This is a genomic window from candidate division WOR-3 bacterium, assembly GCA_016867815.1.
GTDB lineage: Bacteria > Hydrothermota > Tepidihabitantia > Tepidihabitantales > Tepidihabitantaceae > UBA2258.
In genome coordinates this window covers 1-14,946 of sequence record VGIR01000011.1, presented here as the reverse complement: position 1 = coordinate 14,946, position 14,946 = coordinate 1, and the positions used below count along the sequence as shown (strand labels likewise).

15 protein-coding genes and 1 tRNA gene are annotated in these 14,946 nt (G+C 63.3%); 2 read left to right on the top strand and 14 right to left on the bottom strand.

The window, feature by feature from the left end:
* Window positions 1-87: 87 nt before the first annotated feature.
* A complete protein-coding gene (locus FJY68_03000; protein MBM3330804.1) occupies window positions 88-762 on the top strand; it encodes a TonB family protein in 675 nt (224 codons plus the stop codon).
* 128 nt (window positions 763-890) lie between these two features.
* On the opposite strand, the gene FJY68_02995 is transcribed toward FJY68_03000, so the two are convergent.
* From FJY68_02995 to FJY68_02940, 12 genes are all read right to left on the bottom strand, one after another.
* Entirely contained in the window at window positions 891-1,358 is a 468-nt protein-coding gene (locus FJY68_02995; protein ID MBM3330803.1) for a single-stranded DNA-binding protein, read from the bottom strand.
* The gene (rpsF, locus tag FJY68_02990) at window positions 1,351-1,704 is read right to left on the bottom strand and encodes a 30S ribosomal protein S6 (protein MBM3330802.1); all 354 of its coding nucleotides are present in this window, start codon (window positions 1,702-1,704) and stop codon (window positions 1,351-1,353) included. The genes FJY68_02995 and rpsF overlap by 8 nt, the downstream gene beginning before the upstream one ends.
* 63 nt (window positions 1,705-1,767) lie before the next feature.
* Window positions 1,768-2,817 carry a redox-regulated ATPase YchF gene (gene ychF, locus FJY68_02985; protein MBM3330801.1) on the bottom strand — a complete coding sequence of 350 codons (1,050 nt, stop codon included), beginning with the start codon at window positions 2,815-2,817 and terminating at the stop codon, window positions 1,768-1,770.
* On the bottom strand, window positions 2,814-3,395 hold the full coding sequence (locus tag FJY68_02980) for an aminoacyl-tRNA hydrolase (GenBank protein MBM3330800.1): 582 nt from the start codon (window positions 3,393-3,395) through the stop codon (window positions 2,814-2,816). Before FJY68_02980 ends, ychF begins: the two co-directional genes overlap by 4 nt.
* Window positions 3,396-3,399: 4 nt before the next feature.
* Window positions 3,400-4,140, bottom strand: coding sequence for a 50S ribosomal protein L25 (locus FJY68_02975; protein MBM3330799.1), 741 nt, complete (start codon window positions 4,138-4,140; stop codon window positions 3,400-3,402).
* An 8-nt stretch (window positions 4,141-4,148) separates the two neighbouring features.
* A complete protein-coding gene (locus FJY68_02970; GenBank protein ID MBM3330798.1) occupies window positions 4,149-5,090 on the bottom strand; it encodes a ribose-phosphate pyrophosphokinase in 942 nt (313 codons plus the stop codon).
* Between the two features lie 28 nt (window positions 5,091-5,118).
* Window positions 5,119-5,190 (bottom strand) — tRNA-Gln (locus tag FJY68_02965).
* A gap of 81 nt (window positions 5,191-5,271) precedes the next feature.
* Window positions 5,272-6,135, bottom strand: a complete 864-nt coding sequence (gene ispE / locus FJY68_02960; GenBank protein MBM3330797.1) for a 4-(cytidine 5'-diphospho)-2-C-methyl-D-erythritol kinase — start codon at window positions 6,133-6,135, stop codon at window positions 5,272-5,274.
* A gap of 3 nt (window positions 6,136-6,138) precedes the next feature.
* Entirely contained in the window at window positions 6,139-8,646 is a 2,508-nt protein-coding gene (locus FJY68_02955) for a hypothetical protein (protein ID MBM3330796.1), read from the bottom strand.
* Between the two features lie 162 nt (window positions 8,647-8,808).
* Entirely contained in the window at window positions 8,809-10,380 is a 1,572-nt protein-coding gene (gene lnt / locus FJY68_02950; protein MBM3330795.1) for an apolipoprotein N-acyltransferase, read from the bottom strand.
* Complete coding sequence (locus tag FJY68_02945) at window positions 10,332-11,372, bottom strand: Gfo/Idh/MocA family oxidoreductase (GenBank protein ID MBM3330794.1); 1,041 nt, start codon at window positions 11,370-11,372, stop codon at window positions 10,332-10,334. Before FJY68_02945 ends, lnt begins: the two co-directional genes overlap by 49 nt.
* Window positions 11,350-12,012, bottom strand: coding sequence for a phosphoribosylglycinamide formyltransferase (locus FJY68_02940; GenBank protein MBM3330793.1), 663 nt, complete (start codon window positions 12,010-12,012; stop codon window positions 11,350-11,352). Before FJY68_02940 ends, FJY68_02945 begins: the two co-directional genes overlap by 23 nt.
* A gap of 154 nt (window positions 12,013-12,166) precedes the next feature.
* Between FJY68_02940 and FJY68_02935 the strand changes: the two genes are divergently transcribed.
* Window positions 12,167-12,781, top strand: a complete 615-nt coding sequence (locus tag FJY68_02935) for a hypothetical protein (protein MBM3330792.1) — start codon at window positions 12,167-12,169, stop codon at window positions 12,779-12,781.
* A 65-nt stretch (window positions 12,782-12,846) separates the two neighbouring features.
* On the opposite strand, the gene FJY68_02930 is transcribed toward FJY68_02935, so the two are convergent.
* Together FJY68_02930 and FJY68_02925 are read right to left on the bottom strand one after the other, a co-directional pair.
* Window positions 12,847-13,545 (bottom strand): M48 family metallopeptidase, encoded by a 699-nt coding sequence (locus FJY68_02930; GenBank protein MBM3330791.1) that lies wholly within the window; start codon window positions 13,543-13,545, stop codon window positions 12,847-12,849.
* A gap of 423 nt (window positions 13,546-13,968) precedes the next feature.
* Window positions 13,969-14,559 carry a T9SS type A sorting domain-containing protein gene (locus tag FJY68_02925; protein MBM3330790.1) on the bottom strand — a complete coding sequence of 197 codons (591 nt, stop codon included), beginning with the start codon at window positions 14,557-14,559 and terminating at the stop codon, window positions 13,969-13,971.
* Window positions 14,560-14,946: the final 387 nt, after the last annotated feature.

The following is a 14,946-nucleotide window of genomic DNA, read 5'->3' as shown; positions in this document are numbered from 1 at the left end:
GGTTTCTCTCTCCAGAGCGCCCGCTTCGCGCGGGCGCTCTTCTTCCATCAGGTTTGACAGGAGGCAGCAGGTCGAATAAGCTGAATCATGAGCCCGAGAGTCACAGCCGTGTCGTGTCTGGTGGTGACGCTGGCTGCTTTCGGTCTGGCCGCTGATTCTCTGACCGTACCGAAGCTGGTCGGTCAAGACATCTATCATGCCCACCGGGCGCTCAGGAAGCTCGGGCTGGTGTCGCGGTTCGAGCAGGTCGATGTAGATACCGCGAAGGTGACGCTCTTCCTCGTGACGTCGCAGGTCCCGGACTCGGGCGCCAGGACCGAGCCCGGGGACACGGTTGTGCTTGGTTTCAACCATCCGGGGATGCTCTGCTACTGGAACCAGTCGGTGATACCCTTGCTGGGTGACTTCGAGAATACGGTCAGCTTCTACAAGGTCCAGAAGCCTCCCCAGCCCATTGTTGTGGAGCCGGCCGGCTACCCGGAAGTGCTGAAGCAGTACAGCTTCAGCGGCGCGGCAGACGCAGAAGCGCTGGTGGACTTCGACGGTGCGGTTCTGGCAGCGAGGATCGTGCGTTCTTCGGGCTATGCAGCGGCCGACTCGTCGGCCTGCGCAACGGCACTGCGTGGCTCATTCGCCCCGGCCGAACACTTCGGGCAGCCGGTACGGGTCTGGTTCCCGTTGCCCTACTACTTCCAGTTCAAGGAAGACAAGGCCCTGCCCAACTCGGTCAAGCAGATCCGGGACCCGACCGAGCCGCCATAGCCCGCTACGCGGGAAGCTCGAAGTCCTAAGGACGAATGACGAAGTCCGGAACCCGGGCCATGCACTCAGCACGAAAGCACAAGCCCAAGCCGGGCCTCCTGACTGCTAACCCCTGACTCCTAACTTGCCTAGAACGGAATGTCGTCCAGTTGGTCCTTGGGAATGTCCGGTTCTTCCTCAACTGGTCCTGCTCCGGGGCCGGAAGCGAACTCGGTCTTGTCCAGGACCTGGGTCCGGTTGGCGTTGATCTCGACCACGGAACGCTTCTCGCCATCCTTGCCTTCCCACGAGCGGCTGCGTAGTTGACCTTCGACGAGCACGGCGGACCCCTTCCTCATGGTCTTGCTCAGACGCTCCGCACTTTGACCCCACAGGTTCACTTGGAAGAACGACGCTTCCCGCTTCCATTCATCTGTCGCCTTGTCGCGCCAGACCCGGTCCACCGCGATCCGGAAGCCGAGCACGGGCGCGCCGGACGGAGTGTACCGCAGGTCCGGGTCCATCGTCACCCGGCCCAGCAGTATGACGACGTTCAAGTTCCCGAGCCGTATGGGCGTGCCCGGGTTGCGCTGACCGCCGCGTTCGGGATCAGCCATTCGGCGCCTCCGGGGCGGGTTGCGGCGCGGGCGCTGCCTCGGCCGCGACCGGCGGCTTGGGCACCGGTTTGCAGACGAACGCCATGCGCATCAGACCTTCGCGGTGTCGCATTTCGTAGCGGAACTTCTCGGGTATGCTCGGCGGGCCCGAGAAGCTGACGTACACGTAGTTGGCTTCGTTGTGCTTCTTGATCGGGTAGGCCAGCGCCCGACGCTCGACCTGCTCGTCTGACACAGCGGTGGCACCGCTGGCCGCCAGCAGTTCCTTTGAGTCCTGGGCGAGTTTCTGGACATCCTTCTCGGCCAGGTCCGGGCTGACGATCATCGCGAGTTCGTAGCTATTCAAACTTCCTCCTCTGGGAATTGACCAATGACGATTGGTGATTGACTGGGGATCTTGCTTTGCATCTTACCTGAACTTGATGAGCAGGACGTCGCCATCCTGCACCACGTAGGTCCTGCCTTCGACCTTGACGTGGCCCTTGTCGCGGCAGACGTGGAAGTCGCCGGACGTGACCAGGTCACGGTAGTTGACCACCTCGGCTTTGACGAATCCGCTGCCGATGTCGGTGTGAATCATGAACGCGGCTTCGAGCGCTGTCGTCCCGGCCGGCGCCGCCCAGGCCCGCGATTCCGTACCCTTGATCGTGTAGAACCGGATGAGGCGGAGCGCATCGAAGCAGCGCGTGACGATGCCGGCCGGGCCTTCGGGCGCGAGGTTCAGCGACTTGCGCATCTCGATCCGCTCCGGCTCGGTGAAGTCGCACATGCCGGATTCGAGAGCCGCGGAGAAGAGCAGGCTGGTCCTGGCCGCGGTGGCCGCAAATCGTGCCGGGTTGGCCGGCTCGGTGTCCGAGCAGTTGACGGCGTAGATCACCGGCTTGATCTGGATAAGCCCGAGTTCGCGCACAGCGCGGGCCTGTTCCGGATTCAGCACCGGACGCTCGCCCCGGGCCAGAGCCGAATGCAGCTTTTCAAGTGCCTCGAGCAGAAGCTGGTGTTCCGGGGACTTCGGCTCCTTGCGCACGTGTTCCAGCCGCTTCTCGACAATCGCGAGGTCGGCTATGGCCAGCTCGGCCTCGACTATCCCCGCGTCACGGTCCGGGTCCACCGTGTCGAGCACGTGCGGGATGTTGCCCGCGGAGAACGCGCGCACGATGTGCAGAATCAGGTCAGCCTCGCGGATGTGGCCGAGGAACTTGTTGCCCAGTCCCTCGCCCGCGCTCGCGCCCTTGACCAGACCGGCGATGTCTACGAACTCGACATGCGCCGGTGTTGCCTTCTCCGGCCTGAGAATCTGGGCGATGCGGTCCAGCCGCTCGTCGGGCACCAGCACCACGCCGACGTTCTGCTCGATGGTCGTGAACGGGTAGAGGTCCACCCTGGCGCTGCCCCTGGTGAGCAGGTTGAAGAGCGACGACTTGCCGACGTTGGGCAGGCCGACAATTCCGACCTTCATCTATCGGACTTCTCCTCGGCCCCGGGCGCGGGCATCGGATTGAAGCGGTTCATGGCCCGTTCGAGTCCCTGGGTGACAACGGCGAGGCAGGCATCGGCGGCGCGTTCCAGTACTTCCGGCAGCAGTTCTTCCTGTTCCGCCGGGAAGCGTTCGAGCACGTAGTCCACCCCGTCGCTGCTTCGGGCAGGAGCGTCGATTCCGATTCGCAGGCGCGAGAAGTCGCTGCGGCCGAGGCGCGCGATCATCGAGCCGAGGCCGTTGTGGCCGCCGTCCGAGCCCGCCGGACGCAAGCGGAGCCGGCCGAACGGCAGAGCCATGTCGTCGCAGACGACAAGCAGAGCGTCCGGTCTGCGTTCGAGCTGCTTGCGAGCGACAGTACCGGATTCGTTCATGAACAGAAGCGGTTTGACCAGCACCAGTTCGTCGCCCGAGAACTGGCGACGGGCGACTGCCCGATCAGCGAACGTCCGGAACCTGAACCCGAGCCTGGCGGCAAGCGAGTCGACGACCATGAAGCCGATGTTGTGCCGAGTGAGAGCATAGCGAGGCCCCGGGTTGCCGAGTCCGAATATGGTCACCGGTCTACTTTTTTTCCTTCTTCTTCTCTTCTTTCTTCTCTTCCTTCTTCTCACCCTTGGCCTTGCCCTTGCCCTTCTCCTCTTCACCCGCGGTCTCTTCCTCGGTCGGCTTCTTTTCGGTTATGACTTCAGGTTCGGCCGGTCCGGCCTCAGCGGCGGCGGCAGCCTCGGCAGCCGAAGGCGCCTCAGTCAGCTTGCGCGGCGACAGCACGGTGACAATGGGGGAGTCGAGGGGTAACGTGTATTCCAGGTCAGGACGGTTCAGGTCCTTGATATGGATGCTGTGGTCTATCTTCAGGTTGGTTACATCGATCTGGAAATGCTCGGGGATCGCGTCGATGGTGGCGCGGACCGGGACGGTGCGGAGGACGTGGTCGAGCATACCGCCCTGCTTGACGCCCTCAGCCGCTCCACTGACGAGGACGGGAACGTTCATCGTGATCTTCTCGCCGGCGTGGACCTTCTGAAAATCGACGTGCAGCAGGCCGCCGGTTACCGGGTTGCGCTGCAGGGTCTTGATGACGCACTTCTGCGGCTGCTGGCCGTCGATCTCGACTTCGACAATCGGGCTGTGACCCCTGATGCGATCGAGCAGCCGGTCGAATTCGTGGGTCGACATCGCCAGCATGAGCGACGGTTCGCCGTGTCCGTACATCACTGCGGGCAGAGACCCGCTGCGACGGAGCCGGCCGACCTTGCCCTTGCCCGTGTCGGTTCTTTGGGTTGCTTTTACTGTGTATGCCATGTTCTCCTCTACATGAATAGTGAGCTGACCGACTCGCTGCGGTGTGTGCGGAGGATGGTATCCGCGAACAGCGACGCGACGGGCAGTACTCGAATCTTGCGAACCAGCTTCTTACGCGGCAGCGGCAGTGTATCGGTGACGATTATCTCGTCTAGCGGCGACTTCTGGAACTTCTGGACAGCGTCCCCGGAAAAGACGGCGTGGGTGGCCACGGCCATCACCGACCGGGCGCCGTGCTTCAGCAGGGCGCGGGCCGCCAGTATCAGTGTCTTGCCGGTATCGACCATATCGTCAAAGATGATCGCATCCAGCCCCTCGACTTCGCCGACTACGTTCATCACCACGGCCTTGTTGGGTTCGGGGCGCCGCTTGTCGATTACCGCCAGGGGCATCTTCTCCATCAGGCGCTGCGCGAATCCCCGGGCACGGTTGGCCCGGCCGGTGTCGGGTGCGACAACCGTACAGCCGTCAACTCCGCGCTTCAGAAAGAAGTCGACCAGGACCGGGGTGGAGTACAGGTGGTCGACGGGGATATCGAAGAAGCCCTGGATCTGCTCGGCGTGCAACTCCATCGTCAACACGCGGTCGGCACCGGCCCGTTCGATCAGGTTGGCGACGAGTTTGGCCGAGATGGGGACGCGGGGCTTGTCCTTGCGGTCCTGGCGCGCGTAGCCGAAGTAGGGGATGACCGCGGTGATGCGCTCGGCCGATGCGCGCCGGAGTGCGTCGATCATCAGCAAGAGCTCCAGCAGGTTGTCGGCCGGCGGCTGCGTCGGCTGGATGACGAAGGCGTCGCTGCCGCGCACGCTCTCCATGATGTTGACGCGGATTTCGCCGTCCGCGAACGTCCTCACCTCGGCAGCGCCGGGCCTGACGCCGAGGTGCTCGCAGATGTTCAGGGCCAGCGGCACGTTGGCCCGGCCATGGAAGATTTTCAGCTCACCTTGCATGTTACCTCGCTCGCGTACCGACATTGTGCTGGGGCGGAAGGAATCGAACCTTCATAACAGGATCCAAAGTCCTGGGTCCTGCCAGTTGAACGACGCCCCAAACGAAACTCCGAAGTGCGAACTCCGAGCGGCAAACGGGCTGCGACGGTTCGGCATTCGGCGCTCGTCGTTCGACGTTGGTCTATAGGGTGCTGGTTTTGACGCAGTGGAATCCACTCCGGGCCAGGGCGGCCATCGGGTCTCTCCAGCCTTTCGTTCGAACCAGGCCATAGACCGTACTGCCGGAACCAGACAGTGATGCTGCGAACGCGCCGTGCCGGAGCAGGAGCTCCTTGGCCCGGCCGAGCGCAGGGTGCTTTCTGAATACCGCACACTCGAAGCTGTTCGTCAGTTGTGCGGCGACCTTGTCCGGTTCGTTGCGCCGCAACGCGGCGCGGAGTATATTAGGCGAAATCACGGGCCGTGTCAAACCCTGCCCGGCTGCCCGTAGGCGGTCAAGTTCCGCGTAGGCCCAGGTCGTGGAAACCGCATGTCCGGGGAAACAGAGAACGAGGTCGAGGCGAGGAAGCTGGATGCGACGGAGTCTCTCGCCGCGCCCGCGGGCGATACTGGGACCCCCGACCAGGAATGCCGGAACGTCGCTGCCCAGGGACGCGCCGATGCTCCTCAACCGTTGTGGACCCAGGGCATTGCCGAAAAGCCGATTGAGGCCTGCCAGCACCGTGGCGGCATTGGATGAGCCACCGCCGAGACCGCCGCCCACGGGGATGCGTTTCGCAATGAGAATCCGGCACCCTGATTCGATCCGGGTTGCCTGAAAGAAGGCCGACGCGGCTTTGTAGGCAAGATTGCCGGGGCCGGAAGGGGCATCGGTCGAGTCGCACGCCACCTCAATTCCCGCCCTGGTGCGGGTGATGCTTATCCTGTCGCCAAGCCTGACCGGTGCGACCACGGATACGATGTCATGGAACCCGTCGGCCCGTTTCCGGCCGACCCAGAGACCCAGGTTCACCTTGGCCGGGGAGTTGAGGACAAGGCTCGGCATCCCCTACTCCTGCAGATACATCGAGGCCGGGTCCAGCTTCCAGTCCGGGCTAAAGAAACCGGCCGCCCTGACTCCTGCCCAGCCGTACCGACGGACTCTGCGGTCGAAGACCATGAAATCCGGCATGCCCGCGCCGGACGATGCTACACCCCAGAACAAGGATAGTCTCGTGCTGGCCGGGTCAGTCCCCATTCGTACCATGACGAGATGGTCAGGGCTCAGCGGATTGGGGTAGACAAAAGCAGCGGCCAGGTTGTCGCCGAGTTCTGCGCCGTCCAGCGACATGCGGCCCAACCTCGCACGAATGGGCAGGCGGTCGGCGATCAGGTTCGTGACCGAGTTCTCCTTCGGACCGCCGTAGAGCACCAGGTTGTATCGCCTGACGAATTCAGGTGTTACCTCGGTATCGGGCAGCACCTGGGCCTGCCCATTGCCGATCAGCCACCACCGCATTCCCTCTTGCGTCGCCGAGTGGCGCAGAAACGCCGTCTGGCCAGTGTCCGAGGTCCCGTACACGAGCAGGAATGGTTTCATCATCGCCTGCTTTGCCGGGCCGTAGCGTTCGCTGGTCTTGGCCAATGGTGCGGATCGGGCAGGACCCGCAGCCCAGCCTTTGCCGGCCGCGTGGAACGTCAGCCTTCCGGGCAGGCTGTACCTGTTGCCGACTCGCCTGCCATCGACCTCTACCGCGACTGCACCCGGGAAAAAGGGATTGCCGGCCAGTTCCAGGCTGAACTGGGCAATGTTCACGGTTCTGACCGAGATGAGGGATTCCGAGGCCCAGGCTTCGATGTCCGCATCGCGGCCGACGACGCGTACACGCTCGATAACCGTCCAGTAACTCCGGTTGGACTGGCCGAGGTCGGCGGTGCGGTAGCGGATGTGGCGCGGCCCGGGGTCGCGCCGCTGCGCCTTGAGGAAGCTCATCAAGGCGGTATCGTCAACGCAGCTGAGGCCGTCCTCGTAACTCCACCAATGCGGCCGGTTCGGTACCTCCTTGTAGGTGAAGCGGTAGCCCAGCTCCTCCAGCCAAGCGGCGAAGTTGCGGCCGTGGATGGGCGGCACGTTGTCGTCGTCCCCGCCGTGCAGGATGTAGAGCGGCAGGTTGAGAGCGTTCCTAAGCATCGCGGGAGGGTTGTCCGGTCGCATCGCCATATCGCGGACTGCAACCTGCGCCGGGTCGGCGAAGGTAGCGCTTCGCTGCAGGAACGTCGGGACGTAGAGTTGGAGGTTCGGCCATCCCGCTTCCGGGGCAGCCGCGGCGAACAGGTCGGAGTGGGCCAGACCCACATGCCAGGTGCCGTGGCCGCCCATCGAATGGCCGGTCAGCAGCACCCGTTCGCGGTCAATCGGCAGACTCGCGAGGGCGTGGTCCAGGACTTCGAGAGCATCCAACCTGCCCCAGTCCTGCCAGTCGAACCCGAACGGCCGGCGGTTGGTCGCGGCGACCACGAACGCCCAGTCCTTGGGTTTGTAGGCGTCGGCTTGTCCCGATGCTTCCACCCCGGCTCCGTGCAAGGAGAGAATCAGCGCGTAGCGTTTAGATGGGGCATAGTCCTTTGGATAGAGGACCGCGTAGTACTGACAGGAGCTGTCAATCGATGAGATGAACGTCACTTTCCGTGACTGCTCGGGGCGACGGATGCGCAGGTGGACCGTGTCGGAGCCAGAGTCTCCCGCATGCCGGGAGTCGATGACCACGGCCAGACCGGTCGAGTCTAGCTTCTGCGCCGGCACGGAGATTCGGACCGGGACTTTGAGAACGCCGGAGCCGGGCACGCCCGCTACCAGCGCCCGCCCGATCGTATCCCCTGACGCCAACAGCACTGTCAGCGCTACCGAATCGAGCGGGTCTGGAGTCAGGTTCAAAACTGGTACGCCGAGCCAGCCGGTCAGGCTGGAATCGGCAACAAGTTCCGGAACGGTGAGGTCTCCGGTCACGATACGGAAGCTTGCGGCCGGCGGCAGAATCTGGAACTTCACCCTCTGGTCGCCGTACCCGGACAGCCGAAGCAGCACGCGGTTCGGCCCCGAGTCGAGCTGGACCGGAGTCTGGAACCAACCGTTGCCGTAGATGTCACCCGTGTAGCCGCGGCCGTTGAGCACGAAACCGCCGAGCCTGGGCGCGGCCGCCAGGGCGCGACAGGCCTGCGGGCAGTCGAATTCGGCATACGCGAAACCCGCGCACGAGAGTCCGACGTTGCCGTAGTAGTCCTGCAAGGTGTCCCAGCGTACGTCCTGGTAGTTGGTTTCGAGCCAGCCGAGCGAGTCAACGGCTACCTTGCGGCAGGTAGTGATGCCGCTCTGGACCAGGGCGGAGCGAAAGGTGTCGCCCTCCTGCGGTCTGAACGTCAGCGGGTCTTCGACGACGCCGGTTATGCCTTCGCGCGTTCCAATCGGGAACGGTCCGCAGACCAGCCACTCCCGAATCGCAATCGTATCCAGGAGGCCGGGAAGAGCAGAAGCATACGCCGATGTAGCGCACAGGACGACCAGCAGAAGTTTCCTCATTGTGCCCTGACTATACTCCGGTTCGGATGGCGGTCAACACGCAGTGCCGGACACCCGTCTCAACCAGACTGGTCTGAATCAGGAGGCGGAATAAGGAAATGCCTGAATGGAGCCCGGCCGATCAGTCGTCGTTTGTGCTTCGGTCTTCGGGTTTCTGACGGACTACCGGCTGGCAGGTCTGGGTCTCTTCACCCGCTGCACCAAGAGCCCGACCAACAGGCAGAGCGCGCACGCCGGCATGAACCAGTCGCCGTAGCGTTGGTAGGGAGTGGGCGCGAGCGGCTGCGGTACCGGGCCGGCGAGAACCGTCTGCACGAACAGCGGAGTGTGCTGCAGAATCCGGCCGTACGGGTCGACGATGAAGGAGATGCCGTTGTTGGCGCTGCGAATCATCGGCACGCCGTTCTCCACCGTGCGCAGGACAGCCAGTTCGGCGTGCTGCTGGGCGCCGACCAGCCGTCCGAACCAACCGTCGTTGGTGACCACGGCGATGAGTTGTGAACCGCGGCGGGCGAACTCGCGTGCGTAATCGGGGAAGATGGCCTCAAAGCAGATGAGTGAGGAGAGCTTGCCTCGCGACCACCGGAAGACGGTGTAGTCGCGCCCCCTTGCCCAGTCGCCCATGTCGGCCGTGCCGAGTATCCGGCGGATGATCGGCAGTTCGTCGGCGTAGGGGATCTTCTCCGAGAACGGCACAAGCCGGATCTTGTAGTAGCGCTGCCTGACCGGTTCGCCCGGCCGAATCAGGACTGCGCCGTTGTGCCAGGACCTGCGGCGTTCGTCGAACAGGGGCGAGCCGGTGAAGATCTCGGTGTTGAGCGAATCGGCAAGGCCGCGGATGGCCGAACCCATGGTCTCCGACCGCGTTACGTCGGTCAGGGTCGCGGTTTCCGGATAGAGGATGAGATCGGGGTGGTCGGCGGCAGACTGCTGCGTCAGCCGGACAAGGTCCGCCTGGATTGCCGCTCGCGCGTCCCAGTCTCCCTTGTCGAAAGGGGAGACGTTGGGCTGGACTATGGCGACATTGAACCAGGGCTTGAGCGGGCGGACGTAGAAGGCAGAGAACAAGAGCGGCGCGGCGAACGCCGCAGCCAGCGCAGCGGCAGGGCCCAGCATGCGCCACGCACTACGCCAGACGCCCGACGCCTCACGCCGGGCATCCGGAGCGTCGGGCGTGAAGCGTGAAGCGTACAGCTTGCATACCAGCACATTCACCAGCACAAGCCACGCCGATACGAGGTAGACACCTCCGAGCGACGCTGGCTGGATGAAGGGAACATAGGGCGTCATCGTGTAGCCGAGCAGACCCCACGGGAATCCTATCTGGGACTTGGTGCGCAGGAATTCGAGCAACGGCCAGACCAGAGGCGCCGCCCAGAGTCCCCAGCGCCGCGTGAGCCAGGCGAATACGCCGACGTACAGGCCGAGGTAGGCAAAGAGGAGAACCACGCCGATGTCCAGCAAGATGCGGGTGATGGGTTCGACGGGCACAACCAGGAACCAGAGCCACCAGAGGTGAGCGGTGAACAGCAGTCCGCCGAACAACCATCCCCAGAGGAACGCCTTTCCCGGCTTCGCGTCCCGGATAACCCGGAAGAGCGGAACGAACGCGAAGAAGGCCAGAAAACGGAGTGGGAAGGGCGCGAACGCAAACGCTCCCAGGCCGATGGCCGAGACGGCCGGGATCAGGGCTCGGCGGATGTGAGCGCGACCTCTCTGCGGGTTGACTGGGATTGGTAGAACGCGTCGGCGAGCCGGCTGACCGTGAGCGCCTCGGACGCGCTGATGGGTACAGGTGTGCCGCGTTCCAGCGCGTCAACCCAGAGATTGATCAGCATTCGCCAGGACGACCGCTGAACGTCTTTCTCCCGGATCTGCGGCGTGACGTTGACCAGGTGACCGTGCATCTCTTTGTGGATCTGGGTTGGGTTGAGCAACGCAGCCCCGGCGTTGCCGAACAGGTTGAGGTAGGTGAGGTCCTTCTGCTGCAGCATCGACCAGCCCACCTCCACGGTAAGCGTCAGGTCCTGCTCGAACCGGATCATGGCGAAGGCGGTGTCCTCTACCTCGGACTGAGGCGCCCGATGGTGCGCTGCGCCGATAACCGAGACCGGGGTATGCGGGGCCACCAGGGCCAGGGAGGCGTCGAGCAGCGCCGTACCCAGAGAGAGAAACGCGCCGCCGCCTGCGCGCAGGCGCTGGCCGCGCCAGCCGGAAAGGGACCAGGACTCGCGTCCCTGCAACCAGCCGGTCTTGCAGTAGTAGAGGTTGCCCAACTCCCCGCCTTCGACGAACCGGCGTATGGCCTGGATGTCGGGCCGCAGCCGGGTGTTCATTGCCGGCATCAGCTTCCGCTTCTCGCGGTCGGAGTTCGCTATCATCTGCCTGACCTCGGTCGAGTCCAGGGCCAGGGGCATTTCGCAGAGCACGTCCTTGCCGTAACGCATGGCGGCTATCGACATCGGCGCGTGGAGATGATTGGGCGTGGCGATGACTACCGCGTCTATCGTCTCGTCCTCTTTCATGTCGTCGAAGTCGACGTAGTGCTTGTCAATCTTATGAATCGTGCAGAGCTGGTTCAGCTTTCGCACATCCGTGTCGCAGAGCGCAACCAGTTCGACTGACTGGTTCTGCTTGAGCACCGGGATGTAGGCCAGCTGCGACTGCGTCCCGCACCCTACCACCGCCACCCGCAGCTTGCGTTCAGGCATGAGTCGTTCCTTCATCCACCGCTCTCCCGGCGTCGTCTCCCAGGACGCGGACTCGCCTGCCTTCTACCTTCAGTCTGCCGGTACAGAACAGCTTCACGGCTTCGGCATAGGCCAGGTGTTCTTCGACCAGCACCCGCAGTGCGAGTGACTCCGGCGTATCAACGTCGCGTACCGCAATCGCCCGCTGGACGATGATCGGCCCGGCGTCGACGTCCGTGTTCACGAAATGGACGGTGCAGCCGGTGACCTTGACCCCGGCAGCCATCACCGCAGCGTGCACCTGCATCCCCTGCAGGCCGGCAAACGCGGGCAGAAGCGAGGGATGGATGTTCATGATGCGGTCCGCAAAGGCGTTCACGAAGACCGGAGAAAGGATGCGCATGAACCCGGCCAGGCAGACGAGGCCGATGTCGTGGCGGTTCAGTTCGGCAACCAACGCCTGCTCGAATTCCGCCCGGGTCTTGAAACCGCGATGGGGGATGAGCATGGCGGGCACGTGCTCGAGTTCGGCCTTCTTCAGCACCGGCGCGTCGGGGATATTGGTGACCAGCAGCCGGACCTCGCCGTGGGTGTTGGGGCGCCGGGTTGCGTGCACCAGCGCCTCGAAGTTCGTGCCGCGGCCCGAGGCGAGTACGGCGATATTCACGCTGCTCACGACTGGATTCTAGCTTCTACCATCAGGTTGTCAAACGCGATGTGGACGGCCGAGAGCTCGGCCCCGGCTTCGCAGTTCCGGCCTGACAACCCGGCAAAGGGCCCGGACGTCCAACCCAATGCAGTGCACCATATTCCAAACCAGAGGAGGTAGTGTGAGGTACTATGCAGCGATGTTGGGCGCGGTCCTTGCGCTCACGACGCCGGTGCAGGCAGGCGAGGCCTGCGACGAGGCCTGCAAGGTCAAGTGCAAGACGGTCGTCATCAAGACGGGCGACGACGAGAACCTCGTCACGTTGAGCGAGGGTGACGACGGCAAGCTCGTCACCATCTGTGAAGACGGCAAGAACAAGGTCATCAGGCTCAAGGGCGGCAAGCTCCTTGACGTGGACGACAAGCTAGACACCGACGCCCATCTCAGCCTGCTCGACGCCAAGATCGCCTACATCAAGGCGACCGGCTCACTGAAGACTGACCTGGCGGTCAAGCGGGCCGAGGCCGAGAAGCTGGAGCTGGCCAAGAAGCCGGAATCCGACGTGACGGCCAAGAAGAAAGAGATAAATGCGCTCAAGGCCAGGCTGGCGGACGCCCGGCTCGACTACGAGCAGGCGGTGAAGAAGCTGGTGCCTGAGGACCTGGCCGACCTCTACATGCTCGGCCTGGGTGACGACACCGACATGCTGTCGCTCAGCCTTGGTCTTCCCGCCGGAGTGGGCAAGAAGATCATCAAGCGCATCGAACTGCGCGACGACGGCGAGGACAACGACTAGCCGGTCAGAGACCGTTCGGCCTCCTGCGGCGGCTCCGGCCGCCGCTTTGCCGTCCGCCGGCCGCCTCAGACGCAGAGTGATTCCATGCGGTGCCGCAGCTCCTTGAGCCTCTCCCGAAAGTCCGGGACGTGGACCGCTACCGCTTGCCAGAAAGCGCGCGAGTGATTCGGATGCCGGATGTGCATGAGTTCGTGGATGAAGATGTAGCGGACGAGGTCCGGGGAGAGAAGCAGCAACCGGGCGTTCAGGCTGATCGTGTTCCGGCGCGAGCAGCTTGCCCAGAGGGTCCGCTGCGTGCGCACTGTCACGCCTTTCAACTCGAATCCCAGTTCGGTCGCGGTCCGATGCAGCCAGGGAACGAGGTGCTTCCGCGCCTGGATTGCCAGCCACCGCTGCAGGATTCGCCGGACCAAGTTGGGGCGGCCAACGGCGCCGGAAACCAGGAGCGTCCGGTCGCTGTGCTCCAGCAGCTCGATTCGCTTCGGGTTCCCCATCTTGTACTCGACATCCCACTCTTCGCCGATGGCCGCCAGCGCAATCCGCTCCGGCGGGCGATAGGGCTCCGGTTTGATTGGCAGCCGACGCAGCGTCCGTTCGATCCAGTCCCGCTTCTGTTCAAGGATCTCCGGAATCCGTCTCTGGTCGAACCTGCGCGGAACAGTCACAACCAGTCCGTGTCGCTGCGATACGACAATCCGGACGTGCCGGGCCCGCGGGTGGATCCTGACCCGGTAGACCAGCTCGGTTCCGTTACTCAACAGCATGTCAGCGGAACTCCGGCGCGGCTATTCTTGATGGTTCAGATGCTACGCGCGGGCTGCGGTCCGGTCAACGACCGGTGCGGCTCGACGATCTACGATGCACGCACTATCCGACAGAGGCGTCCGAAACCAACGATGAACGACGTACGAAAGAACGATAGACGACCGAGGCCGCTAGCTGTTAGCCGTAATCTGTTGGCGGTCAGCGGTAGACTGCCAGTCTTCGGTCGGCCTGCGCTTCAGCTTGCAGCTTGATGCTTGCGGCTGTGACGGAGTCATCTCGACAGGCTTTGGATTCACAGAAATAGGGAAGTGTCCCTGTTTTCCCCCTGTTTTCCCCATAGCCTGTCATCCCCGGAAATCCCGGCGGCTGACAGCAGCGGGGCGCGGTCTGCCGCGCCCCGCCCTTTGAGGAGGCAGTCTATCTCAGTTGGCTTTCACTGTTTTCCTTGTCACCGTGAAGTCCCCGCTATTCATCGTGCAGAAGTAGGTTCCTGACGGGAGGATTCGACCGCCGTCAGCGGTCCCATCCCAGGTCAGTCGGTGCTGACCCGCAGCCTGAGAGGCGTCGAGAAGGGTCCGAACCGCTCTGCCTGCGACGTCGCGAACGATGATCGACACGTCCAAGGGCTTGGGAATGCTGTAGGTCACCAGCGTCGCGCGTCCAACGGGGCTGAGCTTCAACTGCGACTGGTCGCAGCCGTCGGTCAGATCTGTGTCGTATCCTTGCCCTCCGCCTCTTGGCTCATGAGCCACGTCGAAGCACACAGAACTACTATCGAGTAACACCAAGGTCTCGAGGTCTCGCAGTTCGAGTGACAGTTCGAATCTGCCCGTGAGGTCGGGAAGCGAAAAACCAGGCACGACCGTGAAGAGGCCCCAACTGCGAGGCGCTGAGGGATACTCCTCCGCTCTCTGGTACACAAGCATCCTCGGGTAGTACTTCACGATCTTGACGACAACCTTGGTCCGGCATGTTGATGTTCTTGAGTTGCCGACGTAGCAGTAGGCTTCCATGTTGCAGTTGGGAGTGGCGCAGTACCCGAGATCGTCGTCTTTCGGGAAGCCGTTGTCGTCCGTGTCGTAGGCGTATGGGAAGGGAGTCAGTTTTCCCTTGTCATTCGTATGGTATCCGACCCATTTCAGGTAGAGTTCCTTCGGGTTGCCTCTGCGGTTTCCGGGTTGAGCATGTCCCTCGGTTAGTTGAAATTCCTAGCGGCTCCCACATCACTTTAGGCAACTCTCTCTGTTGCGTCAATTTCTTTCGGTGACGCGGACCGTTCCAGTGCACTCAGCAATGCGGGGATGTGCCGGTAGCCATCTACGCACCGGAAGTGCTGCTCGGCATGTAGCAGCCCAGCTACACACCAGCGCCAGCGCATCTCGCCAGGGCGCCAGCGCTTC

Excerpts from the sequence above, each read along its gene's own strand:
- FJY68_03000 (MBM3330804.1), top strand. The coding sequence starts at position 88 with ATGAGCCCGAGAGTCACAGCCGTGTCGTGTCTGGTGGTGACGCTGGCT.
- FJY68_02995 (MBM3330803.1), bottom strand. The coding sequence starts at position 1,358 with ATGGCTGATCCCGAACGCGGCGGTCAGCGCAACCCGGGCACGCCCATA.
- ychF (MBM3330801.1), bottom strand. The coding sequence starts at position 2,817 with ATGAAGGTCGGAATTGTCGGCCTGCCCAACGTCGGCAAGTCGTCGCTC.
- FJY68_02975 (MBM3330799.1), bottom strand. The coding sequence starts at position 4,140 with ATGGCATACACAGTAAAAGCAACCCAAAGAACCGACACGGGCAAGGGC.
- FJY68_02970 (MBM3330798.1), bottom strand. The coding sequence starts at position 5,090 with ATGCAAGGTGAGCTGAAAATCTTCCATGGCCGGGCCAACGTGCCGCTG.
- ispE (MBM3330797.1), bottom strand. The coding sequence starts at position 6,135 with ATGCCGAGCCTTGTCCTCAACTCCCCGGCCAAGGTGAACCTGGGTCTC.
- FJY68_02955 (MBM3330796.1), bottom strand. The coding sequence starts at position 8,646 with ATGAGGAAACTTCTGCTGGTCGTCCTGTGCGCTACATCGGCGTATGCT.
- FJY68_02945 (MBM3330794.1), bottom strand. The coding sequence starts at position 11,372 with ATGAAGGAACGACTCATGCCTGAACGCAAGCTGCGGGTGGCGGTGGTA.
- FJY68_02930 (MBM3330791.1), bottom strand. The coding sequence starts at position 13,545 with ATGCTGTTGAGTAACGGAACCGAGCTGGTCTACCGGGTCAGGATCCAC.
- FJY68_02925 (MBM3330790.1), bottom strand. The coding sequence starts at position 14,559 with ATGGAAGCCTACTGCTACGTCGGCAACTCAAGAACATCAACATGCCGG.